The sequence below is a fragment of the Sphingomonas sp. genome, assembly GCF_050725575.1.
In the GTDB taxonomy this organism is placed as follows: Bacteria; Pseudomonadota; Alphaproteobacteria; order Sphingomonadales; family Sphingomonadaceae; genus Sphingomonas.
In genome coordinates, this window is sequence record NZ_JBOHHW010000025.1 from 28,745 (window position 1) to 51,933 (window position 23,189).

The window sequence follows — 23,189 nt, forward strand, 5'->3', positions numbered from 1 at the left end:
CAGCTATGCCAGTTCGGCACACCGGAAGGATTCGACACATGACTGCGACCTTGCTCACCACGCGCCGGGTGGAAAAGCCGTGGGGCCGCCATACACTGTGGCCGGGTTTCCCCGATCCGGCCGCCACCGACGCGCCGATCGGCGAAGTGTGGTTCGAGGCGCCGGATCCCGAAGGGGCCGACCTGCTGGTCAAATATCTCTTCACCTCCGAAAAACTGTCGGTGCAGGTCCATCCCGACGACGCGCAGGCCCGGGCGCGTGGGCTGCCGCGCGGCAAGGACGAATGCTGGGTCGTGCTCGCCGCCGAACCCGATTCGACGATCGCGCTCGGCACGCTGGCGCCGATATCGAAGGAAGAATTGCGGCAATCCGCGCTCGATGGCTCAATCGAGCACAAGCTCGACTGGAAACCGGTCAAGGCGGGCGACTTCTTCTATTCGCCAAGCGGCACGATCCACGCGATCGGCGCCGGCATCACGGTGATCGAGACGCAGCAGAATTCCGACACGACCTATCGCCTGTATGATTATGGCCGGCCGCGCGAACTGCATCTTGATGACGGCGTCGCGGTGTCCGACGCGGCGCCCTATGTCGCGCCGGGCGCGCCGGGCCGGGTGGCGGACGACCGCATCATCCTGGTCGAAGGGCCGAAATTCGTACTCGAGCGCTGGCCCGGCGGCACGCGCTCGGTCGACTTGCCGGCGGGCGTGTCGGGCTGGTTCATCCCGGTGACCGGCGAGGGGACGGCCGACGATGTCGCGTGGCAGGCGGGCGAGTGCCTGATGCTGGAGGGGACGACGCAGATCGTCGCGTCGGCCGGGAGCGACCTGCTGTTCGCCTATCCCGGCGACAAAAGGATCTGACCGGCGCGAAGGGCCAAAGTAACCTTCGCGCGGTATAGCGGCATCCGCCATGCTCCGCGTCCTGACCCTCTCGACCCTGTTTCCCGATGCCTCGCGCCCCAATTTCGGCGTGTTCGTCGAACGCCAGACCCTGGGTCTCGCCGCGCATCCCGAGGTCGCGCTGCGCCTGGTCGCGCCGGTCGGCCTGCCGCCCTGGCCGCTTGCCGCGCTGGCGCATTACCGGCCGCTTGCCGCGCTGCCGGGGCGCGAGCTGTGGAAAGGGCTGGACACCTGTCGCCCGAGATTCACGACGATCCCCGGCACCGGCGCGCGCTTCCATGTCGCAGCGCTGGTGCGCCGGCTGACGCCGCTGCTCACCGCGATACGCCGCGATTTCCCTTTCGACGTGATCGATGCCGAATTCTTCTTTCCCGACGGTCCCGCCGCCGTGGCGCTCGGCCGGCATTTCGGCGTGCCGGTGTCGATCAAGGCGCGCGGGGCGGACGTGCATCATTGGGGCACAGCGCCCGCGACCGCCGGCCAGGTGGTCGCCGCGGGACAACAGGCTCAGGGCATGCTGGCCGTGTCGCAGGCGATGAAGGCCGATATGGTCGCGCTCGGCCTGCCGGCGGAACGGATCCGCGTGCACAGCACCGGGGTCGATCTGAACCGCTTCGCACCGCGCGAGCGGGATGAAGCGAAGGCGGCGCTCGGAATTGCCGGCCCGCTGGTCGTGTCGCTCGGCGCGCTGATCCCGCGCAAGGGGCATGACATCGTGCTGCGCGCGGTCGCCTCGCTGCCCGGCGTCTCGCTGCTCATTGCGGGCGAAGGGCCCGAACGAGCCGCGCTGGAGGCGGAGATCGTACAGGCCGGGGTCGGCGACCGGGTCCGGCTGCTCGGTAGCGTGCCGCATGCCGATCTGCCGGCCCTGCTTGCCGCCGCCGATGTCATGGCGCTCGCTTCGTCGTCGGAGGGGCTCGCCAATGCCTGGGTCGAGGCGCTCGCCTGCGGCACGCCGATCGCGATTACCGATGCCGGTGGTGCGGGCGAAGTGGTGACGACGCCGGCCGCCGGCCGCATCGTGCCGCGTGACGCCGTCGCCTTCGCCGCCGCGATCGCTGACCTGCTGGCCACCCCGCCGCCACGCGATGAAACGCGAAACGCGGCGGCGCGCTTCACCTGGGAAGCGAACACCGCCGCGCTGCACGATCATCTATCAGAGCTGGTAGCTCATTTCCGCGTCTTCCACGGAATGCCGCGCCACTCCGCCGCCTGACGATCGGCGAGCGTCACCAGGTCGCCCATCTCGACCGGCATGTCGATCAGGTGCAGGCCCCAGTCCTTGAGCAGCTGCCCGCCGACCACGACATCGCCGACGATCGTGTCGGTGCGCGGATCCTTCGGATCGGCATTCACCGTCACCGCGAGATAGTCAAAGCCGTCCTTCGACACGCACTCGGCCGAGATCAGGCCGGGCACTTTCACGAAACTGGTGGTGACCGGTGCACCGCCAGTGCTCCAGGGGCCCATCGTCTCGCTGCCGAAACCGGCGCCCTTCGCGCCGAGAATGGCATTGGTCACGGCCTTGCCGCCGGCCAGCGCCGCCGGGTTGGTGCAGCCGACCGACTGGCCGGGGGTCGCGACCTTGCCGAAGCGGCTGCCGGTGGCCGGCGGCGAGTCGGCGCGGAAGGTGACGTAACTGACGATGCAGCGATATTGCCCGTCGGCGCGGCACAGCGGCATCTTCTTGAAGTCGCCGCCGACCACCTGGCCGGTCGGCACCGCGACATTGGTGCCGATCAGCATCGCCGAGATGACGTTCTTCATCACCATCGGCCTGGTCTCGATTTCCCTCGCGATCAGCTCCTTGAGGATGCCGGCGCCCTGGCTATGACCGATCAGCACCACGCCGCGGCCATTATTGTCGCGCGCGAGATAATCGTCCCACGCCGCCTTCACATCGGCATAGGCCATGGCGCGGTCCATCGCGATCGGCTTGCCCTGCATCAGCGCCTGCAGCGCGGTCAGCGTGACCTGGCGATAGAGCGGCGCATAGACCCGGCATTTCTGGGTGAAGCGTGCGGCCTGGAATGTCGCGACATTCTTCTCCTCGGTGCCCGCGGTCATGTCGCTGTTGGGCGACGGATCGAGCGACACGGTGGGATAGACATAGAAACAGTCGAACGGGATCTGCAGGTCGGGCTTGAACTTCTCGATCTTCTGCTTGCCGTCGGCACGGATCACCGTGACGTCCTGATTGGCGGCGCAGGCATCGGCCCGGCCCGGGCGGCACAGCCAGCTTGCATCCTGCTTGTAATCGGGTGCCGGCGAGGGGCTGGCCGGTGCGGGCGGCGGCGCATTGACCAATGCCGGCGGCGCGTTTCCGGGCGTTGGCGGCGGTGAAGTGGTCTGGGCGGCGGCGGGCGTTGCGATCAGGGCAAGCAGTAGCGCGGTGGACTTCATCATTCCCTCCCTTGTTCGCGATAATCTAGCGCGGTCGGCGCGCTCGCGTCGAGAGGGTGCGTGCGACGTTCGCGGGCTTGGAGTCTGTTTGAAAATGCGCTGAGGCGCATTTAGGCGGTACCGGCCCACTCCCCCTCCCGGCCACCCACAGAGTATCCTAAATGGGTGGCCGGGAGGGGGAGTGGGCCGGTACCGCCTTGAAACTCGCTCTTCCGCGAGTTTCCAAACAGGCCGTCAGGCGAGCGGATAGAGCGCAGCGCCGATCCAGCGGCCCTCGCCGCGCAGCACTGCCCAGGCGCGGGCGGCGGCGCGGCTGTCCATCGCCTCGATGCCAAGGCCCCGTGCCTCGATCGCCCGGACCAGAGCGACGGGCGGACGGATCAGTGACGGGCCGGTCCCGAGCAGCAGGAATTCGGGCGTCGGATCAAGCGCGAGCAGCGGTTCCAGATCGGCGATGGTCAGCGCGGCGACCGCCGGCGGCGCCCAGCCATCGGCGCGCACCGGGGTGATCAGCAGCGCGGCATAGACGCCGTCGTCGATCTTGAAGCCGCCGGCCGAAAAGCCCGAAATCATCGGGCCATCGGTTTTGGCCTTTTCCATCTTCATTCAGACGCGGTCTTTGGGGCCGACCCGCTCCGCGGTCTGGGGCGCCGCCGGCGCGTCGGGCTTGTTCGGGTCGGCGCGCAGGCCAAGCGAGATCAGCAGCGACGACGAGACATAGATCGACGAATAGGTACCGACGAAAATGCCGAGGATCATCGCCGCGGTGAAGCCGCGCAGCACATGGCCGCCAAAGGCAAGCAGCGCGCCGAGCGCGAGCAGGATGGTCAGCGAGGTCATCACGGTCCGCGGCAGCGTTTCGTTGACCGACAGATCGATGATGCCGGGCATGTCCATCTTGCGATAGCGGCGCATATTCTCGCGGATACGGTCGTCGATGACGATCTTGTCGTTGATCGAATAGCCGATAATGGTCAGCACCGCCGCGACGATGTTGAGGTCGAAGTCGAGCTGGGTGAGCGCGAAGAAGCCCAATGTCATGAGCAGATCGTGGACGATCGCGACCACGGTCGACACGCCGAATTGCCATTCGAAACGGAAGATCGCGAACAGGCCGATGCCGAGCACCGCCAGCACCACGGCAAGCACGCCGTTGCGGATCAGCTCGTCCGATACCTTGCCCGACACGGTCGAATAGCGCGAGAATTTGGCGCCGGGGAATTCAGCCGCCAGCGCGGCCTCGACCTTCTTGACCACTGCGTTGGTCGCGCCCTCATCGGCGCTTGCCACCACCGGCAGGCGAATGGTCAGCGTGCGGGGGTCGCCGAATTGCTGCAGCGTCGCATCGCCGACACCGAGCCGGTCGACCGCCTCGCGCACCTTGTTGAGATCGGGATCGGTGGCGAATTTTTCCTCGATCATCAGGCCGCCGACAAAATCGACGCCGAAGTTCAGGCCCTTGGCCCAGACCAGTCCGACCGCAGCAAGCGACAGTGCCATGGTCAGCGCGAACGCCCATTTGCGTAAGGATACGAACGGCAGGTTCGTATTGTCGGGAACGAGTTTCAGCAGGCGCATGGTATTTCGCCGATCAAATATTGATGTCGGTGGGGCGGTTCTTGCGCAGCCACAGCGCGACCATCATTCGCGTGAAGGTGACGGCGGTGAACACCGAGGTAGCGATGCCGATCAGCAGCACGACCGCGAAACCCTTCACCGGGCCCGAGCCGAGCAGCAGCATGATGATGCCCGAGATGGCGTGAGTCACGTTGGCCTCGAAGATCGTCCGGCTCGCTTCCTTATAGCCGAGCTCGACTGCCTGGACGACGTTGCGCCCGCGCCGTCGTTCCTCGCGGATGCGTTCGTTGATCAGCACGTTGGCGTCGACCGCGGTGCCGATGGTCAGCACGAAGCCGGCGATGCCGGGCAGGGTCAGCGTGCCGTTGAGCAAGGCCAGCACCCCGACGATGACGATCACGTTGATCACCACGGCGAGGTTGGCGTAGACGCCGAACCGACCATAGGTCAGCAGCATGAACACGACCACCGCGGTGACCGCGATGACCGAGGCGAGAATGCCGGCGCGGATCGATTCCTTGCCGAGATCGGGGCCGACGGTCGATTCCTCGACCACTTTCAGCGCCACCGGCAGCTTGCCCGAGCGCAGCGCAATGGCGAGCTGCGTGGCGGAATCGACCGTGAAGCTGCCCGAGATGCTCGCGGTGCCGCCCAGGATCGGTTCATTGATGTTGGGGGCGGAGATCACCTTGTCGTCGAGAATGATCGCAAAGGGCTTGCCGACATTGGCCTGAGTCAGATTGGCGAAGCGCTTGCCGCCCTGGCTGTCGAAGGTGATGACGACTTCGGGTTCGTTGGTCTGCTGGTTGAACGACTGGCGCGCATCGGTCAGCTGATCGCCCATGATGGTCGGCGAACGCCTGACCGCAATGACCGGCCCGCCTTGCGGGTTGTTCGGATAGGGCAGGATGATGCTGCCGATCGGCGCATTGCCCTTGGCGATCTGCGCCGGATCGGCGGTCAGGTCGACCAGCTTGAATTCGAGCTCGGCGGTCTCGCCGAGCAGCTTCTTCAACGCGTCGGGGTTCTGCAGGCCGGGGACCTGCACGACGATGCGGTTGCTGCCCTGGCGCACGATGGTCGGCTCACGCGTGCCGAGTTCGTCGATGCGCTTGCGCACCACTTCGGTCGCATCGCCCATTGCCTGCTCGACCGCGGCCTTCAGTCCCGCATCGGTCGGCTTCATCACGATCCGGCTGGCATCGACGACGTTCAGGTCCCAGTCGCGCTGGCCGGTCATGCCGACACCGGCAGTGAGCTTGTTGAGCACTTCGCGCGCGGCGTCGAGCTTGGTCACGTCGCGCAGCATGAAGCTCAGCGTGCCGTCACGCGTCGAGATGTCGCCGATCTCGATTCGCGGCGTGGCGCGGCGCAGCTCGGTCGCGACCTGCTCGCGCATCAGCTCGATACGCTTTGTGGCGATGTCCTTGGTGTCCGCTTCGAGCAGCAGATAGGAACCGCCGGCGAGATCGAGACCGAGATTGATCCGCGGGTGCGGGAACCTGCCCCAGGAGTTGGTGGTGCTTTCGGGAAGAAAGCTCGGAACGGCGAGCAGCATCAGCGCCACCAGAAAGGCGACGATCGACGTTACTTTCCAGCGCGGAAAATCCAGCATGGGGTCAGTCGTTCGCCGGCTTGGCGGCGCCGGGGCTGGTGATGTCGGTGAGCGTCGCCTTGACCACGCGGACCTTGACCGTCGGGGCGATCTCGACCTCGACGAAGCGATCCTCGACCTTGGTCACCTTGCCCAGGATGCCCCCGGCGGTGACCACCGAATCGCCCTTCTTGACCGCCTCGACCGATGCCTGAAGCGCCTTCATGCGGCGTTGCTGCGGGCGGATCATCAGGAAATAGAACACGATGAAGACGAGAAACAGCGGCGCGAGGCTGAGGAATGAGCCGATGCCGCTATTGGCGGCGGCGCCGGCGGTCTGGGCATAGGCGGAGGGGATGAACATTGGTCTACCTGAATCGCGGGATGGCGGGACGGAGGCCCCACGCTACAAGGGCCGGGCGCTATCATCATCACCCGGGACACGCAACATTCGTGGTGCCCGGCGACACAGGCGCTTGCATCCTGCGCCTCAGGCGCATAGACGCGCTCGCCTCGGTCGGGGCGTAGCGCAGCCTGGTAGCGCATCACACTGGGGGTGTGGGGGTCGCAGGTTCGAATCCTGTCGCCCCGACCAAGAATTCCATATCCATCGGAATTGCCGGCACCGAAATTGCCGGCCGGCCCCGTCGGGGCCGAAGCGCTCTGCGCGCGGGGAGTCTCCCTGTTATCCTCAATTAACAGGGAGAATAACAGGGAGCGGCAGTTTTTTTGCCCGTTTCGAGCCGATTTTCTGAAGAAAATAGCTTTGTTTTTCAAAGTCATGATGATGATTCTCCCTGTTATTGCGGAACAGGGAGAATGGCGACGGTAACAGGGAGCGGTTTTGCCCGGAACAGGGAGTGATCCGGCGCGGAACAGGGAGCGTCGATTCAACTGCTGAGTGGCGCCGGCTTCAGGGCTGTGAGTCTTCATGGGACGAGTGCTGCCATGGCCAGCCCTATTGTTGAATCAGTCGTGGGGCGAGGGCGCGGAGAAATGCGGGTCGAAGTTGGGTCGTTGAAGGGGGCAAGTAAACTGTCGCCGTAATTTCATGATTGGGCGTGCTTTACACCTCTGCGACATGCTGTGAGCGGCCCAGCCCATCGGAAGGGAGGCTCCACCCCCTGAAGCCGTTTTCTATCAAAAACTGCCCAAGCTCCTGACCCAAAAAGAACCGTTGAAGCCGCCAATCATACCAAAGCGCCTTGCCGGATATTATGGATTTTCTGACAGCGATCCTCGTCTTGCTGTCGAAATTGCTGCGATAATAATACCAGCCGGGGTGCTGATCGGGCTTCGGACGATATTCATGAACGTCCGCACAATGCTCAAGCGCAATGGCATCGACCCGGTTGCATATGTGCATAAGCCAGCGCGATGTATCGACCGTCCCGTCGCCCAGCAGCACTTCCATGGGAAAGAATTGGTGAACGCCGGGTTCAAATCGTTCCACAGCCTCCCTGAAGCGTGAACTCGCACCGGCGGGGGGCGAATAGTCGGGGAGCGGGCCAACCGAGTGGACAACCGACGTGACCAGCGGAACCGCGGGCGATTCCGGATATGGGATGCCAGATGGTCCGCCGAATTGCCAGACATGGTCGGGATGTTCGGGCGGCAGCGCTTCCAGCGGCTGGCGCTGCTTTGCCCGGACGGTTTTCAGCCAATCCTTTGATCGGTCATCCCATTCGAGGGTCGGGCAATCTTCGATAAGAATATTGTCGCATCGTAGCCAGGCCATCATTCGTCTCCGTCAGGCGCGAGGCGCCGCGCAATGTCCAAGTGCAAAGCCGACATTGCTCACAGCGGCACACCCGCTAATACTGGCTCATGCTTACAGGTCTTCGCTTGAGGATGTTCGCAATAGCAGTGGTCGCGCTGATCATGGTCGTCGTGCCTGTCTGGGGCCTGCTTGTTCCTCATAGGCCCATTGATAATCTCCTAACCCTGGACGGATGCTATGAGGGTGAGGGCCTGCCCGATTTTATGCCCACCGCGCCATTGGAGCCTGCGGATTATCAACGGAAGCATGATTGACCGTGACGGACGCGAGATATCGAAAATCCGCTTGGGCGGCAGGGGGAGCAACGAAACGCTCATCGCCTTCTCGCCGGGCATATTTGTGGGTGGAAAGCCGGCGACTGTGATGGCTGGCGATACCGTGACGGGCAAAGCCTATGTCAGCGGCCGCCGTGTCACCATCGTCCTGGCAGACGCGCCGCGGCAAATGTTGCTCAGGACGACTTGCAGCTAACCGCCATGGAAGATGGACTGCACTTCGAATCATGGTGACAGTTTACTTAAATTGACAACCTGGCCAGCGGTTCGGGGGGTGAAATGGACCGAGAATTGGGGTTAAGTAAACTGTCACCGGAATACCGGTTTATGAGTTTGCGACCCAATTCATCCCGTGTCCCGTAATCACCAGGCTCAAACCCCGCCAGGAGAGTGGCGGGCGGTCGGCTCGTGATGGCCGGGCCGCGCGACTCGCGTCAGCGCATGATCGCGCGCGAGATGCTCGGGCAACGCGACGCCCCAGGCGAGACCAAGCCGTTGCAGGAGCGTGATGAAAACATAGCCCCAGTCGCTCTGGCCGGGATAGAGGCCGATCCGCGCCGACCCGGGAAAGGCATGGTGGTTGTTGTGCCACGCCTCGCCCATGGTGGGGATGGCGGCCCAGGGCACATCATGCGCCTGCACGCCGGCATCGTTGACCAGCCAGCTCTGCGGCCCCGTGCGATGGGCGAGATGTCCCACAAACCAATGCCCGGTGACCGAGGCGCTGACCCGCACGCAGACGCCCCAGACGACCCAGCTCCAGCCCCCGGCGACAAACAGGATCAGCGCGATCGGAAGCTGCTGCGCCATCCAGCTGGCCTCGAGAAACCGATAAAAGCGGTCGCGCCCGACATCCCCCAGATCATAGGCCGGCGGCCGCGCCAGAATGAGCCGGCAATGGAGCTGCCACCATGCGTCAATCAGCATTGGCCGCCGATGCGCCAGATAGTCGTGGCAATCCGGCTGGCGCTGCGCCCAGTCGCGCAGATCGTGCGTCCGGATCATCCAGAACGGCCCGCTCATCCCGACACAGGTGCCGGCCCAGACAAGGCCGCGTTCCAGCCAGAGCGGGCACTCGAAACTGCGGTGGATGAGCCGCCGGTGAAAGCCGACGCTGTGCCCGAGAAGCAACGTGCCGCCTGTCAACACCATGAAAACGAGCAGCGCGCTGAGGCTGAACAAGCGCGGCGCGAACAGCATTGAGGCCGCCAGCATGCCGCCATTCCACAGCGAATGGATCGGGTCCCAGCGAACCACGCCCTCAACCGGATCGCATCCCGGCACGTCGATCAGCGTGTTGACCTCGCATCGGTCGGAGTCGGGGCGGTCGGAGTCGGGGCGGTCGGAGTCGGGGCGGCCGGAGTGGGAGCGTGGGCCGGAGTGGGGGCGTTGATCAAAGTCGGGGCGGTGGGACTCGAGCATGATCGAAAGCTCCAAGGTAATTAGCTTATGGCTTAATTAGCCACCATGCCCCTTGTCAAGCAGTTAGCTTATCCCTTAAATGATCCACATGCAGAAAGTTTTCGAAGCGCTTGCCTCCACGCCCCGCCGCAAGATCCTCGCGTACCTCGCGCACACGGAACTCAACGCCGGGGAGATCGCCTCGCGGTTCGAGATGTCGAAGCCGGCGGTGTCGCAGCATCTGTCGGTTCTGGAAAATGCCGGCCTGGTGAAGAGCGAGAAGCGCGGGCAGTTCGTTTATTATCAGCTGGTGCCCGACAATCTCGTCAACACGCTCAGCTCTTATGCGCAGGAAGTCTGCCCCGTGTCCCGGCCGCTCAAGGCCGAAAGCGCAAAGATTGCGCGGGAACGCGGGGAACCGGAGGAATAACTGCGATTGATGCGCGTGATCTCGTGGTCTCACTTTGAGGGGGATACTCTTTGAAACGGAACTTCCAGTTCGATGGCGTATCGGTCGTGAAGTGGGGTGACAGGCTCATTGACCTGCATAATGCTTACGATCTTGAGGCCTTTGGAACGGACCTGAGCGGAAGCGGGGTCAAACTGGCTTTCAAGCGGAACGCCCACGCCTTCCGCCCGGATAGTTTGCCATCGGAGGTGACGCTAAATTGTAGCGGCAACGTTCGTGTGGCTTTCAACGATCTCTGCGCAATCGCGGCACCCATCGACAAAGAGGGTATCGAAATTGCGTATTTCGACGAGGGATGTGACTGGCTCTCATTCCTTGACGAGCAAATAGCCCGGCGACAGGAGCCGCAAGGCCTCCACATCAGCTTCATCAATGGTTTCGCCGTCCGCATATTTTGCGACGAGGCTTTGCTCGCCTTTCAGTGACACGATCGCGAGTTATGGCGGTGGCAATTACGACATTGCATGATGATCCCGGGCCGCACCATTTGGCCGCAATGCGTGTGCCCGGCGAGCAACAACGGAATTGAACAGATTGATCGTCATTCCTGTTGCCACCGTAATGCCGGAGGACCCGGCTTGACCGGTCCAGGACGGGCGGCTAAAGCGCGCCACATGAACCTGTTTCGCGCCCTGATCTCGTCTTCCAGTATCTCTTTGCGATACTGACGGAACGACGATCTGCGTCACCCGTCTTTGGAGGGTGACGCGCTAAGGAGCGCAACTAGTCTCGAAAACTAGGACGTACACCGAAAGGTGCGGGGTTCGACTCCTCCGCCCTCCGCCATATCGGAGCGTGAACCAGCAAGGCGCTGGCTCCGCCTGCTAAGCGAGAGGGGCCTTTCACGGCCTGGGGTTCAATCCCTCCGCGCTCCGCCAATCCAGATGGACCTCTAGCCCAATTGGCAGGAGGCGGATGCCTTAGAAGCATGACAGTCTCGGTTCGAATCCGAGGGGGTCCACCACGGGAAGGGAAAGGCGTTCGGATACGCCAGCCGGTCTGTAACTCCGGTCCTTCGGGGAGTGGTTCGAGTCCACACCTTCCCACCATTGCCGGGGTAGCCCAATGGTAGAGGCAGGCGTTCCTCCGCGTCTCTGCGCGAACACTCTTGCTCCATGGCCCGATTCAAACCGCGCTCGCCCCGCGCTAACGCGGCACGCATGGAAATCGCCCTTCAAGCCCCCCGGCGCGGAAATTCCGCGCCCCGCACGCTGACCCCGAGCGCGGCATAATGCGCGCCGATCTCCGCTTCGAAACCGGCCGGGACGATCAATATGTCGATCCGCTCGATCGGCGCGATGACGAAGGGCGATGCGGCGCCGATTTTCTCCGACGATGCCATGACCACCAGCTCCGCGGACGCCTCGGCGATGGCGCGCTTCATCGCGGCCTCTTCCGCGTCGCCGGTGGTCAGGCCGGCGGCCGGATGAACCCCCGTCACGCCCATGAAGAACATGTCGGGCCGGACTTCCCGGATCGCCTGCAGCGCGGCGACGCCGACGCTGACCATCGAATGTTTGAACAGTCTGCCGCCGATCAGCAGCACATCGACGGCATGATCGGCCAGGGCGCCGGCGACCAGCGGGCTATGGGTGACGATGGTTGCGCTCAATCCCGGATCGAGATGCCTGACCAACTGCAGGGCGGTGATGCCGCCATCGACGAACACGGTCTGGCCGGGCAGGATCAGCGACGCGGCAAAGCGCCCGATCGCCGCTTTCTCATCGGGCGCGATCGACAGCCGCGTGGTGAGGGTCCCGGTCGCGGGGGACGCCGGCAAGGCGCCGCCATGGACCCGTTGCAGCAACCCCTCGGCGGCAAGCTCGCGCAAGTCGCGCCGGATCGTGTCTTCCGACAGCGCCAGGTCGGCCGCCACGCTTTTTGCCACGATCCGTCCCTCCTGTCGGAGCAGGGAGAGCAGGTGCCGCTTGCGTTGCTCGGTCAGCATTATTGTCACGACCTTTCTTGACTCTGCACGAAATTGCACGAAAGTACGCGAATGTCACTGAGCAATCGACTCCGCATTCATGAGGTCACCACGCTGTCGGATGACTGGTATGTCCTGAAGAAAACTAGGTTCGAATGGCAACGCGCCGACGGCATTTGGCAGACGATGAGCCGCGAGACCTATGATCGCGGCAATGGCGCGGTGCTGCTGCCCTATGATCCGGTTCGCCGCACCGTGCTGCTGACCCGGCAATTCCGTTACCCCGCTTATGTCAACGGCTGCGACGACCTGCTGATCGAGGCGGCCGCCGGCCTGCTCGACGAGGCATCGCCGGAGGAGCGCATCCGCGCCGAGGTCGAGGAAGAGCTTGGCCTGACGCTCGGCGCGACCCGGGCGATCTTCAGCTGCTATATGAGCCCCGGGTCGGTCACCGAACGGCTCTATTTCTTCATTGCCGAATATGATCCGATGATGCGCACCGGGCGGGGCGGCGGCAATGCGTCGGAAGGCGAGGACATCGAGGTCCTCGAACTCGGCATCGACGCGGCGCTCGGGATGATTTCGACCGGGGCGATCCAGGACGGCAAGACGATCATGCTGCTGCACTATGCTGCGCTCAACCTGCTGCCGTCACGGGGAGGCGTCGCATGATGGTGCTGGTCGCGGGGCCGTATCGCAGTGGTACGGATGACGACCCGGCCCGGATGGCGGCCAATCTCGAGCGGCTGGAAAGCGTGACGCTGGCGCTGTTCGACGCGGGGCATTTGCCGGTCATCGGCGAATGGATCGCCTTACCGCTGATGCGGCGTGCCGGATCGCTCGCGGTCGGGGATGAGATCTATCGGCGCTATGCCTATCCGGTGGCGCACCGCTTGCTCGAACAGTGCCAGGCGGTCGTTCGGCTGGCCGGCGCGTCCAAAGGCGCTGACGAGGATGTGCGGCGGGCGGGCGAACTGGGCATTCCCGTCTATACGGATGTGCGGGAATTGCTGGGTTGACCGCTTGCGGAGGGTCACACGGGCCGTTCTTACCCGCGCGATCAGTGGATGGTCAGGCCAATATCGGCAAGAGACGTCCAGGGTTTGCGCTATGATCGCTGCGGTTCCGCCGTTCCGGTCTGCCAGGGCAGCCTGACCGCATCTTGAAGTTGGTCTGACCAATATATATGGCGGAGCCGCGACCGTGAAAACGCGGCGAGTCAGGGAGAAGCAAAATGACCATGACGCTACATCGAACCTGGCGTTATCCACCTCATCCTGCCCGCTATCAACCTGTCGAGCCGATCCGCCCATGACGACATTACAGCTTCACCCCGACCGCCTGTTCCCGGCCGATCCGCGCACCCGCGACATTGCCCGCAGCCTGTTCGATGGCATCCGCGACCTGCCGATCGTCAGCCCGCATGGCCATACCGACCCGGCCTGGTTCGCGGATAACGCGCCGTTCCCCGACCCGGCGAACCTGCTGATCGTCCCCGACCATTATGTGCTGCGCATGGTGATGAGCCAGGGCGTGCCGCTTGAGGCGCTGGGCGTGCCGACGCTTGACGGCGCCCCGTTCGAAACCGATCCGCGCGCGATCTGGCGATTGTTCGCGCAGCATTATCCGCTGTTCCGCGGCACGCCGTCGCGGTTGTGGCTCGACTATGTCTTTGCCGAGGTGTTCGGCATCGATGTGCGGCTGGCGGCGGCGACCGCCGATCATTATTACGACGTGATCGCCGCCGCGCTGGCGACCGAAGCGTTCCGTCCCCGTGCGCTGTTCGAGCGGTTCGGGATCGAGGTCATCGCGACCACCGAAGGCGCGCTCGACACGCTCGACCATCACCGCGCGATCCGCGACAGCGGCTGGTCCGGCCGTGTCGTCACTGCCTATCGCCCCGATGCGGTGACCGATCCCGACGCCGCCGGTTTCACGGCGAACCTCGAGCGGTTCGGCGAACTGGCCGGTGAGGATGTGGCTAGCTTTGCCGGTTATCTGCGCGCACACCAGGCGCGCCGCGCTTTCTTCCGCTCGATGGGCGCGACCTCGACTGACCATGGTCATCCCAGCGCCGTCACCGCCGATCTGAGCGCGGCCGATGCCGAGGCGCTGTACCAGAAAGCGCGTGCCGGCCGTGCGACCGCGGCCGAGGCCGAGCTGTTCCGCGGCCAGATGCTCACCGAAATGGCGCGGATGAGCATTGAGGACGGCATGGTGATGCAGCTTCATCCCGGCGTGCATCGCAGCCACAATCCGCATGTGCTGGCGCGCTTCGGGCGCGACAAGGGCGGCGACATCCCGCTCGCCGGATCGTTTGTCGATGCGCTGAAGCCGCTGCTCGACGCGCATGGCTCGGACCCGCGCCTGACCCTGATCCTCTTCACGCTCGACGAAACCACCTATTCGCGCGAACTCGCTCCGCTTGCCGGCCATTATCCCGCCCTGCGCATTGGCCCGCCCTGGTGGTTCCATGACAGCCCGGAAGGAATGCGCCGCTTCCGCGAACAGACCACCGAGACCGCCGGCTTCTATAATGGCGTCGGCTTCAACGACGACACCCGCGCGTTCCTGTCGATCCCGGCGCGGCACGATGTCGCGCGGCGGATGGATTGCGGTTTCCTGGCGCAGCTCGTCGCCGAACACCGGCTCGATGAGGATGAAGCGCATGAGGTGGCGCGCGCGCTGACCTACGACCTGGTCAAGCAGACCTATAAATTGTGATGCGCCTCTCCGTTGCCACCCTGTCCGGCCTGCCCGGCGATATCGACCGGCCGCGTTATGACCGTGCCGGGATCGGGACTGGCGTCGTCCATCTCGGCATCGGCGCCTTTCACCGCGCGCATCAGGCGGTGTTTTTCGAGCATGCCCTGAACGCCGGCGACCTGCGCTGGGGCGTGACCGGTGCGTCGCTGCGCTCGCCTGCGGTGCATGAGGCACTGGCGCCGCAGGACGGGCTTTACTCAGTTGTCACCCGCGACGGGGCGGCGGAGCGGGTGCAGGTGGTCGGGGCCGTGCGCGACGTGCTGGTCGCGCCGCGGGATCCGGCGGCGCTGGTGGCGAGGCTTGCTGCGCGCGATACGCATATCGTCACGCTGACCGTCACCGAGAAAGGCTATGCCTCCAGCGCGGCTGACTCTGCCGCCGGCTATCTCGCCGCTGCCCTTGCCGAGCGCCGGTCGACCGGCGTCGATCCCTTCACCGCCATCTCGTGCGACAATCTCTCCGACAATGGCGGTCGCCTGAAACAGGCCGTGCTGGCGGCCGCGCGGCAGAGCGATCCGGCGCTGGCCGACTGGATCGAGCACCAAGTCGCCTTTCCCTCGTCGATGGTCGATCGCATCGTGCCCGCGACGGATGAGGACGATATCGCGCGCCTCGCCGGGCGGATCGGGGTCGAGGACCGCGCGATGGTCAAGACCGAGCCGTTCCGTCAATGGGTGATCGAGGATCGCTTCAGCGGCCCGCGCCCCGATCTCGCAGCGGCGGGCGTGCAGCTCACCGCCGATGTCGCGCCGTGGGAGGAAGCCAAGCTCCGCCTGCTTAACGGGTCGCATTCGGCGATCGCCTATCTTGGCGGCCTGGCCGGGATCGACTTCGTGCATGAAGTGATCGCACTGCCCGCCGCGCGCGCGTTCGTCGCGGCGCTGATGGACGAAACGGCGGCAACGCTGACACCGCCGCCGGGACTTGACGTTCCCGCCTATCGCGCGGCGCTGCTCGCTCGTTTCGCCAACCCGGCGCTGCAGCATCGTACGCGCCAGATCGCGATGGACGGATCGCAGAAACTGCCGCAGCGGCTGCTCGCACCGATCATCGCGCGGCTCGATCGCGGGCTTGCGGCGCCGGCGCTGACTCTGGCGGTTGCGGCATGGATGGCCTGGACTGGCGGGCGCAATGATCTGGGTGCGGCGCATGCGGTGGAGGACCCGCTGGCATCGGTGGTCGCCGATGCGCTGGGCAAAGCGACCGCCCCGGAGGATCGGGTCGCGGCGCTCCTGTCGCTCAGCCAGATATTCCCGGTGCGTCTTGCCGGCGATCAGTCCTTTCGACAGGCGCTGATCGACGATCTGGCGCTGCTGCAGGAGCAGGGCGCGCGCGCCGCCTTTGCGCGGTTCACGGGGCGGTAGAGTGTAGTTTCGAGCTGAGTTGATCCAACGCCCTTCCGTTCGCCCCGAGCCTGTCGAAGGGCCGTTCTTTCTTCGAAGAAAGGGCAGGGCTTCGACAAGCTCAGCCCGAACGAACGGGGGAGGTGATTCCGCCCAAGCTTAAGTCGCGCTGGCTCGCGATTCATTCAGGGCATACGCGTGACCTGGATATGCACCGCCTGCCACTGCCCCTTGATGCGATGGAACGTATCGGAGAAGCGGAAGCGGCTGACGAATGGCTTGCCGCCGGAAATGCCCTTCAGCGCCGTCTCGGCACCGACGATTGCGGTATTCGGACCGAGCATCGTCACTGTTCGGTCGACCAGGACGACCGGCTCGAAGCTGTCGCCGGCTCCCGTCCATCCGGCGATGAAATCACGCTTGCCGAGCCTTTTTCCCGACCCGTCGATGAAGATCAGGTCATCGGCCACCATCCCGGTCAGCGCCGCACCGTCCTTGGCAAGTTGCGCCTTGTCGAAGGAATCCGCAAAGGCGATCAGCGTGCCGGTGGCCGGCGGCCCGTCCGGCGCGGCGGCGACCGGCGAGGCCACTGCCAGGGCGAGCATCGATATCAGCAATTTCATCATTCGCTTGTTTCCCTGATCACCGTCGCAGCATCAGTCCGCCCGCCTGAAATCGGAAATCCAGTTCACTTCCCAGGTCTTGCCGCCATCGCCGGAGAAAGACTGCTCGATCCTGAAGCTCTTGTCGACCACCGGCGAGAAAATGAAGCGCACGAAGATCTGGCGGTCGCCGAGCGCATCCTGATTGTAGAATTCGCCGTGTCCGCTGGCATCGAACCCGCCGATCATCGCCGGCGTGATCGCGCCGTCCCTGGCGTTGGCCCAGCTGATCTTCCACTGGCGCGACGCCGGGTCGTAGAGCCTGAGGCTCAGTCCCTGGATTTTCCCCCCCGGCCCCGACACGTTCAGCTCGCCGAGATTGGCATTGCCGTCCCACACCTTCCGCACGGTGGAGAGGCCGTCATACTCAACCCATTCCGACGATCCGGTCAGTGGTCGCAGGCGGCGCGAGATATGCGCGGTCCAGGCGCCGAATTCGAAATCGAAATCGCGCGCGCCGTCGCGCAACATGGGCATCGCCTGGCCGGCGGGCCGCCCGGCCGGGGTCGGCGACTGGGCAGGGACGGGCACAGGCTGAACGGCGATCACGCCGGCGACCAGCATCCGGATGACGGCGTTCATGGCAATTCTCCCTGCCACCGGCTCAGTTGAAGCTGCTGAAGACATGGTCGCGCTTGGCGGTCTCGTGGCACGCGGCGCAGATCTTGACCGCTTGGTCGCCGGTGACGCTGATCTTGGTGCGGCTGTCGCCGTCGAATTCGACGAAGCGCCAGCCGCCGCGCCGTTTCTCCATCACATCGACCAGTTTGCGGCCGGTCGGGTCGATCGTGCCGGGGCCGGCCTTCACATCGTGAACGTCGAACACCAGGACTGAGCCGAGCGGGAAGGTGCCGGTACGATAACCGGTCAGCGCGCGGTCATTGGCATAGATATAATGGATGCCGCCATAACGCGGAAAGCCGGGATTGCCCTCGCCGATATAAGCGCTCGAAATATGCTGCCAGCTGCGAAAGCCGGTGGGATAGGCAATTTCGGGTTCATGCGAAGAGTTCGCCGCTGCGACGGTCGCGACGGCGGCAAGCGCGATGATGCCGAGATATTTCATGGCCATAGGTGTGCGGCATGGGATGGCCGGCGACAACAGCCACTTGCCGCCGATTTGACCCGACCACTTTGCGATGATCGGACAGCGTCCGCGGTGATCCGCATCAAAGTGGACTGATATAAATCCCCGGAGGTGGAGCTTGCTGGCGGCAATGGCCGGCCCGAAACCCGGCGCCTAATCGGGAAGGTGTCTCAGCCATGGCGAACTCAGGAACGCGGAAAGCTCCAGGCGTGACCGGACCGGGTTCGACCGCAAGCGCCGGGATGGTGTCCGAACACCGCAATGCGATGGGCCTGGCATGACCGGATGGCCGCGACTGTTCCTGTGCTGCGTGACGGCCGGCCTGTATCCGGTCGCAGCGACGGCGCAGGATGTGCCGGCCGAGCCGGTGACCCTGGCCTCGGAACGCCAGCCGCTCGATCAGGCCTGGTGGACTGGCCCGATGCTGGCCAATTCGGCGGCGGCATTGCCGCGCGGGCATGCGCTGATCGAAACCTATGTCTTCGACCGGATCACCACCACATCGCACGGATTCGGGTCGCTCACCTATCTGCTCTACGGCGTGACCGATACGCTGACCATGGGCGCGAAACCGACCTTTGGCTTCAACACGATCAAGAATGGCCGCAACGGCTCGGGCGTCGCGATGGGCGATCTCACGCTGTCGGCGCAGTACCGGCTGACCGCGTTCGATGCCGAACGCTCGATCCCGGCGATCGCGCTGTCGGTGCAATATTCACTGCCGACCGGAAAGCATGACCGGCTCGGCGACCGCCCGGCCGACGGGCTGGGCAGCGGCGCCCACACCACCACTGTGTCGCTTTATGCGCAGCATTATTTCTGGCTGCCGAACGGGCGTATTTTCCGCGCGCGGCTCAACGCCTCGACCGCCTTTTCCGATCAGGCAAAGCTGACCGATATCAGCGTCTATGGTACGCGGGATGGCTTTCGCGGTCATGCCCGGCCAGGCCAGTCGTTCAGTCTCGGCCTGTCCGGCGAGTACAGCCTGACGCGCAGCTGGGTGCTGGCGCTCGATCTGATCTACAGTCACGACAATCCGACCCGCGTGCGAGGCATCGACATTCGCGATGCCGGTAGCCCGGTTCGCTACCGCTCCGGATCAGCCGATGGGTTCGCGATCGCGCCGGCGATCGAATATAGCTGGAGGCCCAATCTCGGCGTGCTGCTGGGCACGCGCTTCGTACCCAAGGGGCATAACGTCACCGCGTCGATCACCCCGGCACTGGCGATCAATTACGTCTATTGATCCGCGGCTTCGCGCATCGCGTGGTGCACCAGCGCCATCGCGCGGCGGATTGTCGGCTCGTCCATCGATCCGAGGCCGAACACCAGCCCGGCCTTGCCCGTGGCCCCGAGGTAATACCGCCGCAGGCTACGGATCTGGACATTGCGCCGCAACAGCGTCGCGGCCACTGCGTCCACGTCGATCGCGCCGTTGGAGATCGCCGTGACATGCTGGCCATAGGAGGATTCCACAGGCTCGAGCCATTCGGCGAAATCCGCGCGCAGCAGGTCGAGCAGCAATTGCCGGCGATCGCCATAGATGCGCCGCATCCGGCCGATGTGCCGCGTCAGATGGCCGCCCGCGATAAAGCCGGTCATCGCCGCCTGGGCAGGCAGCGAGCAGGGGCCGTCGATGCAGATCTTCGCCGTCACCAGCGCATCCTTCGCCCAGGCGGGCGGCAGGACGAAGCCAAGCCGGATATTGGGCAAGGCCGATTTGGAAAAGGTGCCGACATAGAAGACGACATCGTCCTCATCGGCGCTTTTCAGCGCCCTGATCGGCCCGCCCTTGGCGCGGAACTCGCCGTCATAATCATCCTCGATGATGATCGCGCCACGCGCGCGCGCAAACCGGATCAGCGCCGCGCGGCGCTCCTTTGACAGAGTCGATCCGAGCGGGAACTGGTGCGACGGGCTGACGCAGATGATGTCGACATCATCCGGCAGCGCCTCGACGATCATGCCGTCGCCATCGACTTCGATCGGGCATAGCCTGGCGCCGGCCGCGGCGAAGGGAATGCGGGTCGGCGAATAACCGGGATCCTCGACCGCGACGACGGTCCGGCCCGGATCGACCAGGATTCGCGCCAGCAGGTCGAACGCTTGTTGCGTCCCGCTGGTGACGACCAGCTCATCGGCATGGCAGGCGATCGCGCGCATCACCGATAAATGCATCGACACCGCCGAGCGCAGATCGGGGTCGCCCTGCGGATGGCCATAATTGAACGGCGCGCGCTCGAACGCGCGGACCTTTTGCGCCGAGACGCGGCGCCAGACGGCGAAAGGGAAATGCTCCAGATCGACTAGGCCGGGGCGGAAATCGAAGCGCTCGGGATAGCGCGTCACATCTGCCGCTTCGGCGGTGCCGTCGTCGAAAAAGCCGAACGCCGAGGTGACGTCGGGCCGGAACCAGAAGGGATTGAGGCGATGGTCGGCCCCCCCGTCCGGTGGGCGTGCGGCGTGCGCGGCCGGCAAGCGATCGGCGACATAGGTGCCCGACCCATGCCGCGCGGTCAGATATCCTTCGCCGAGCAGCTGATCATAGACTGCGACGATCGTGGTGCGCGCCATGCCGAACAGTGCGGCTGATCTGCGGCTCGACGGCAACTGGCTGCCCGGTTTCAACCGTCCGTCGAGGATCGCGGCCTTCAGTTGATCGTGCAGGTGACGCGACCGGTGCGGCGCGTCCGCCGCTCCCATATCCAGTTCGACCTCGAAAATCGCCACACCTTCACCCCGATTTCACCGTGCCGAACGCGTGGGCAGTCAACGCCATGGGGCGAGGAAATTCAATGCCGCATCGTCGGTTGGCAAGCAGTGTGATGCGCGCGCTTTTCAGCATCGGGCTGCTTGCCTTCGGCCGGCAATTCGCCATTGTCCGCCAACCCAGCCGACGGAGTCAGCCCCTTGCGCATTCCCTTTGCCCTCGCTTTACTTCTCACCAGCGTGCCAGTCACCGCGCAGACTCAGGTGCCCGCACCCACCCCCGAGGGGCCATCGCGCACCTTTACCGGCAGCGACCTGTTCGGCCTGTCGATCGCCGCCGATCCGCAGATCAGCCCCGACGGCCGGACCATCGTCTATGTGCGGCGCTCGGGCGATGTGATGACCGATCGGATGCAGTCGTCGCTCTGGCTGATCGATGTCGCCACCGGCCGCCAGTCGCCCTTCGCGACGCAAGGCGGCAGCCCGCGCTGGTCGCCCGATGGCACGCGCATTGCCTATGCCGCGGCCGATGGCGATCGCGGCCAGTTGTTCGTCCGCTGGGTCGCGACAGGCGCCAGTGCGCGCGTGACCAGCCTGCCCGGTGATCCGGGCGCACTTGCCTGGTCGCCCGACGGCACCCGGCTCGCTTATACCGCGACCGTTGCGGGGGAGGGGACGAAGCTCGGCAGCGCACCGCCCAAGCCGGAAGGCGCCAAATGGGCTGAGCCGCTCGAAGTGATCGACCGCGTCACCTACCGCGCCGACGGGCCCGGCTATATCAAGCCCGGTTACGACCATGTCTTCGTCGTCGCGGCCGATGGCGGCGCGGCGCGCCAGCTGACCTTCGGCCGGTTCGATGATGGCGGGCCGCTGTCCTGGACGCCCGATGGCGGCACCTTGTTGTTCGCCGCGATCCGTGGACCAAAGGCAGAGCGCGAGGTGATGAATTCGGAGGTGATGGCGGTGGATGTCACGAGCGGCACGCTGCGCACCCTGACCAGCCGCGACGGTCCCGACGCCAGCCCCCGCATCTCGCCTGACGGTGCGCATGTCGCCTGGCTCGGCTTCGACGACACGCGGCGCAGCTATGAGAATACGCAGCTTTATATCGGCGACCGCAATGCCGCGTCGCCGCGTTCGCTCACCGCTTCGCTCGACCGCAGCATTGAGGATGCGGTGTGGGCCGCCGACGGCCGCAGCCTTTATGCCAGCTATGACGATCATGGGCAGCGCCGCGTTGCGCGGATCGGGGTCGACGGACGAGTCACGACCCTGGCCGACAATGTGTGGGGTGGGGGGCTCGACCGGCCCTATACCGGCGGCGACTTCTCGGTCTCGCGCGGCGGCACCATCGCCTATACCGGCGGCGATGCATCGGCGCCCGCCGATGTGTGGGTGACGGCCGGCGGCAAGCCGCGCCGCCTGACCAATCTCAACGCCGTGCTGACTGGCGCGAAGGCGCTGGCGCCGACCCGCAAGCTGAGCGTCACCGCGCCCGATGGCCGCGCGATCGATGCCTGGATCGCAACCCCGCCGGGCCGTACGCCGGGGCAGCGCGTGCCGCTGATCCTCGAAATCCATGGCGGGCCCAACAGCGCCTATGGCCCGGGCTTCGCGACCGACATGCAGCTCTATGCCGCGCATGGCTATGCCGTGCTCTGGACCAATCCGCGCGGATCGACCTCGTACGGCGCGGAGTTCGCCAATCTGATCGACAAGAATTACCCGTCGGCGGACTATGACGACCTGATGGCCGCGGTCGATGCGGCGATCGCCGACGGCACCGCTGATCCCGACAATCTGTTCGTCACCGGCGGGTCGGGCGGCGGGGTGCTGACCGCTTGGATCGTCGGCAAGAACAACCGCTTCAAAGCCGCCGCGACGCAGAAGCCGGTGATCAACTGGATCAGCGAGGCGCTGACCATGGACGCGACATTGTTCACCTCGCGCTACTGGTTCACCAAGCTGCCCTGGGAGGATCCGATGAGCTATTGGGCACGCTCACCGCTCAGCCTGGTCGGCAATGTGAAGACCCCGACCCTGGTGGTGGTCGGCAGCGAGGATTACCGCACGCCGGTCAGCGAGTCCGAGCAATATTATGCCGCGCTGCAAATTGCCGGCGTACCGACAGCCCTGGTCAAGGTGCCCGGCGCCGGTCATGGCAGCATTGCCGCCCGGCCGTCCCAGTCCGCGGCCAAGGCCTCGGCGATCCTCGCCTGGTTCGACCGCTATCGCAAAGCGGCCCCCGCGACGGCAGCGCAGTAAGCCGGGTCGGCATGGGCGGTGGCAAATG

22 protein-coding genes and 4 tRNA genes are annotated in these 23,189 nt (G+C 65.0%); 14 read left to right on the forward strand and 12 right to left on the reverse strand.

Features of this window, described 5'->3' with window-relative positions; translation table 11 throughout:
* Positions 1 to 38 precede the first annotated feature (38 nt).
* The gene (locus tag ACRECS_RS16475) at positions 39 to 863 is read left to right on the forward strand and encodes a class I mannose-6-phosphate isomerase (RefSeq protein ID WP_431584039.1); all 825 of its coding nucleotides are present in this window, start codon (positions 39 to 41) and stop codon (positions 861 to 863) included.
* A 49-nt stretch (positions 864 to 912) separates the two neighbouring features.
* Positions 913 to 2,118 (forward strand): glycosyltransferase, encoded by a 1,206-nt coding sequence (locus ACRECS_RS16480; protein ID WP_431584040.1) that lies wholly within the window; start codon positions 913 to 915, stop codon positions 2,116 to 2,118.
* Here the strand turns inward: ACRECS_RS16480 and ACRECS_RS16485 are convergent.
* The 5 genes from ACRECS_RS16485 to yajC all read right to left on the reverse strand — a co-directional run bounded on the left by ACRECS_RS16485 (position 2,073) and on the right by yajC (position 6,841).
* Entirely contained in the window at positions 2,073 to 3,305 is a 1,233-nt protein-coding gene (locus tag ACRECS_RS16485) for a DUF3089 domain-containing protein (RefSeq protein WP_431584041.1), read from the reverse strand. The two genes, ACRECS_RS16480 and ACRECS_RS16485, sit on opposite strands and share 46 nt — an antisense overlap.
* A 234-nt stretch (positions 3,306 to 3,539) precedes the next feature.
* The gene (locus ACRECS_RS16490; protein WP_431584042.1) at positions 3,540 to 3,911 is read right to left on the reverse strand and encodes an Mth938-like domain-containing protein; all 372 of its coding nucleotides are present in this window, start codon (positions 3,909 to 3,911) and stop codon (positions 3,540 to 3,542) included.
* Positions 3,912 to 4,883: a protein translocase subunit SecF gene (secF, locus tag ACRECS_RS16495; RefSeq protein WP_431584043.1), complete on the reverse strand. Its 972-nt coding sequence runs from the start codon at positions 4,881 to 4,883 to the stop codon at positions 3,912 to 3,914.
* Positions 4,884 to 4,896: 13 nt separating this feature from the next.
* Positions 4,897 to 6,498 carry a protein translocase subunit SecD gene (gene secD / locus ACRECS_RS16500; protein ID WP_431584044.1) on the reverse strand — a complete coding sequence of 534 codons (1,602 nt, stop codon included), beginning with the start codon at positions 6,496 to 6,498 and terminating at the stop codon, positions 4,897 to 4,899.
* A 4-nt stretch (positions 6,499 to 6,502) separates the two neighbouring features.
* Positions 6,503 to 6,841, reverse strand: coding sequence for a preprotein translocase subunit YajC (yajC, locus tag ACRECS_RS16505; protein ID WP_431584045.1), 339 nt, complete (start codon positions 6,839 to 6,841; stop codon positions 6,503 to 6,505).
* 154 nt (positions 6,842 to 6,995) lie between these two features.
* Between yajC and ACRECS_RS16510 the strand changes: the two genes are divergently transcribed.
* Positions 6,996 to 7,072, forward strand: a tRNA-Pro gene (locus ACRECS_RS16510).
* 471 nt (positions 7,073 to 7,543) lie between these two features.
* Here ACRECS_RS16510 and ACRECS_RS16515 read toward each other — a convergent pair.
* Both ACRECS_RS16515 and ACRECS_RS16520 read right to left on the reverse strand, forming a co-directional pair.
* The gene (locus tag ACRECS_RS16515) at positions 7,544 to 8,218 is read right to left on the reverse strand and encodes an imm11 family protein (protein WP_431584046.1); all 675 of its coding nucleotides are present in this window, start codon (positions 8,216 to 8,218) and stop codon (positions 7,544 to 7,546) included.
* 686 nt (positions 8,219 to 8,904) lie between these two features.
* Positions 8,905 to 9,954: an acyl-CoA desaturase gene (locus tag ACRECS_RS16520; RefSeq protein ID WP_431584047.1), complete on the reverse strand. Its 1,050-nt coding sequence runs from the start codon at positions 9,952 to 9,954 to the stop codon at positions 8,905 to 8,907.
* Between the two features lie 88 nt (positions 9,955 to 10,042).
* On the opposite strand from ACRECS_RS16520, the gene ACRECS_RS16525 reads away from it, so the two are divergent.
* The 5 genes from ACRECS_RS16525 (at position 10,043) to ACRECS_RS16545 (ending at position 11,451) form a co-directional block, all read left to right on the forward strand.
* A complete protein-coding gene (locus tag ACRECS_RS16525; RefSeq protein WP_431584048.1) occupies positions 10,043 to 10,363 on the forward strand; it encodes a metalloregulator ArsR/SmtB family transcription factor in 321 nt (106 codons plus the stop codon).
* 50 nt (positions 10,364 to 10,413) lie between these two features.
* Entirely contained in the window at positions 10,414 to 10,827 is a 414-nt protein-coding gene (locus ACRECS_RS16530; RefSeq protein WP_431584049.1) for a hypothetical protein, read from the forward strand.
* A gap of 272 nt (positions 10,828 to 11,099) precedes the next feature.
* Positions 11,100 to 11,188, forward strand: a tRNA-Ser gene (locus tag ACRECS_RS16535).
* 100 nt (positions 11,189 to 11,288) lie between these two features.
* Positions 11,289 to 11,366: transfer RNA gene (locus tag ACRECS_RS16540), tRNA-Leu, on the forward strand.
* Between the two features lies 1 nt (position 11,367).
* Positions 11,368 to 11,451: transfer RNA gene (locus ACRECS_RS16545), tRNA-Ser, on the forward strand.
* Positions 11,452 to 11,576: 125 nt separating this feature from the next.
* Here the strand turns inward: ACRECS_RS16545 and ACRECS_RS16550 are convergent.
* Positions 11,577 to 12,350, reverse strand: coding sequence for a DeoR/GlpR family DNA-binding transcription regulator (locus ACRECS_RS16550; protein ID WP_431584083.1), 774 nt, complete (start codon positions 12,348 to 12,350; stop codon positions 11,577 to 11,579).
* Between the two features lie 51 nt (positions 12,351 to 12,401).
* On the opposite strand from ACRECS_RS16550, the gene ACRECS_RS16555 reads away from it, so the two are divergent.
* From ACRECS_RS16555 to ACRECS_RS16570, 4 genes are all read left to right on the forward strand, one after another.
* Entirely contained in the window at positions 12,402 to 13,001 is a 600-nt protein-coding gene (locus ACRECS_RS16555) for a hypothetical protein (protein WP_431584050.1), read from the forward strand.
* Positions 12,998 to 13,348, forward strand: coding sequence for a hypothetical protein (locus ACRECS_RS16560; protein WP_431584051.1), 351 nt, complete (start codon positions 12,998 to 13,000; stop codon positions 13,346 to 13,348). The genes ACRECS_RS16555 and ACRECS_RS16560 overlap by 4 nt, the downstream gene beginning before the upstream one ends.
* 292 nt (positions 13,349 to 13,640) lie before the next feature.
* Positions 13,641 to 15,053, forward strand: a complete 1,413-nt coding sequence (uxaC, locus tag ACRECS_RS16565; RefSeq protein ID WP_431584052.1) for a glucuronate isomerase — start codon at positions 13,641 to 13,643, stop codon at positions 15,051 to 15,053.
* Positions 15,050 to 16,459, forward strand: a complete 1,410-nt coding sequence (locus tag ACRECS_RS16570) for a mannitol dehydrogenase family protein (RefSeq protein WP_431584053.1) — start codon at positions 15,050 to 15,052, stop codon at positions 16,457 to 16,459. The genes uxaC and ACRECS_RS16570 overlap by 4 nt, the downstream gene beginning before the upstream one ends.
* A gap of 164 nt (positions 16,460 to 16,623) precedes the next feature.
* Here ACRECS_RS16570 and ACRECS_RS16575 read toward each other — a convergent pair whose 3' ends face one another.
* From ACRECS_RS16575 to ACRECS_RS16585, 3 genes are read right to left on the reverse strand one after another with little or no spacing between them, the layout of a single operon-like run.
* Positions 16,624 to 17,064 carry a nuclear transport factor 2 family protein gene (locus ACRECS_RS16575; protein ID WP_431584054.1) on the reverse strand — a complete coding sequence of 147 codons (441 nt, stop codon included), beginning with the start codon at positions 17,062 to 17,064 and terminating at the stop codon, positions 16,624 to 16,626.
* A 30-nt stretch (positions 17,065 to 17,094) separates the two neighbouring features.
* Positions 17,095 to 17,682, reverse strand: coding sequence for a hypothetical protein (locus ACRECS_RS16580; protein ID WP_431584055.1), 588 nt, complete (start codon positions 17,680 to 17,682; stop codon positions 17,095 to 17,097).
* A gap of 22 nt (positions 17,683 to 17,704) precedes the next feature.
* Entirely contained in the window at positions 17,705 to 18,172 is a 468-nt protein-coding gene (locus ACRECS_RS16585) for a cytochrome P460 family protein (protein WP_431584056.1), read from the reverse strand.
* Between the two features lie 292 nt (positions 18,173 to 18,464).
* Here ACRECS_RS16585 and ACRECS_RS16590 point away from each other — a divergent pair, with 292 nt between their 5' ends.
* Positions 18,465 to 19,433 carry a transporter gene (locus tag ACRECS_RS16590; protein WP_431584057.1) on the forward strand — a complete coding sequence of 323 codons (969 nt, stop codon included), beginning with the start codon at positions 18,465 to 18,467 and terminating at the stop codon, positions 19,431 to 19,433.
* Here ACRECS_RS16590 and ACRECS_RS16595 read toward each other — a convergent pair.
* The gene (locus ACRECS_RS16595; protein ID WP_431584058.1) at positions 19,427 to 20,917 is read right to left on the reverse strand and encodes a PLP-dependent aminotransferase family protein; all 1,491 of its coding nucleotides are present in this window, start codon (positions 20,915 to 20,917) and stop codon (positions 19,427 to 19,429) included. The two genes, ACRECS_RS16590 and ACRECS_RS16595, sit on opposite strands and share 7 nt — an antisense overlap.
* Before the next feature lie 180 nt (positions 20,918 to 21,097).
* Here ACRECS_RS16595 and ACRECS_RS16600 point away from each other — a divergent pair, with 180 nt between their 5' ends.
* Complete coding sequence (locus ACRECS_RS16600) at positions 21,098 to 23,161, forward strand: prolyl oligopeptidase family serine peptidase (protein WP_431584059.1); 2,064 nt, start codon at positions 21,098 to 21,100, stop codon at positions 23,159 to 23,161.
* The last annotated feature ends 28 nt before the right edge of the window (positions 23,162 to 23,189 follow it).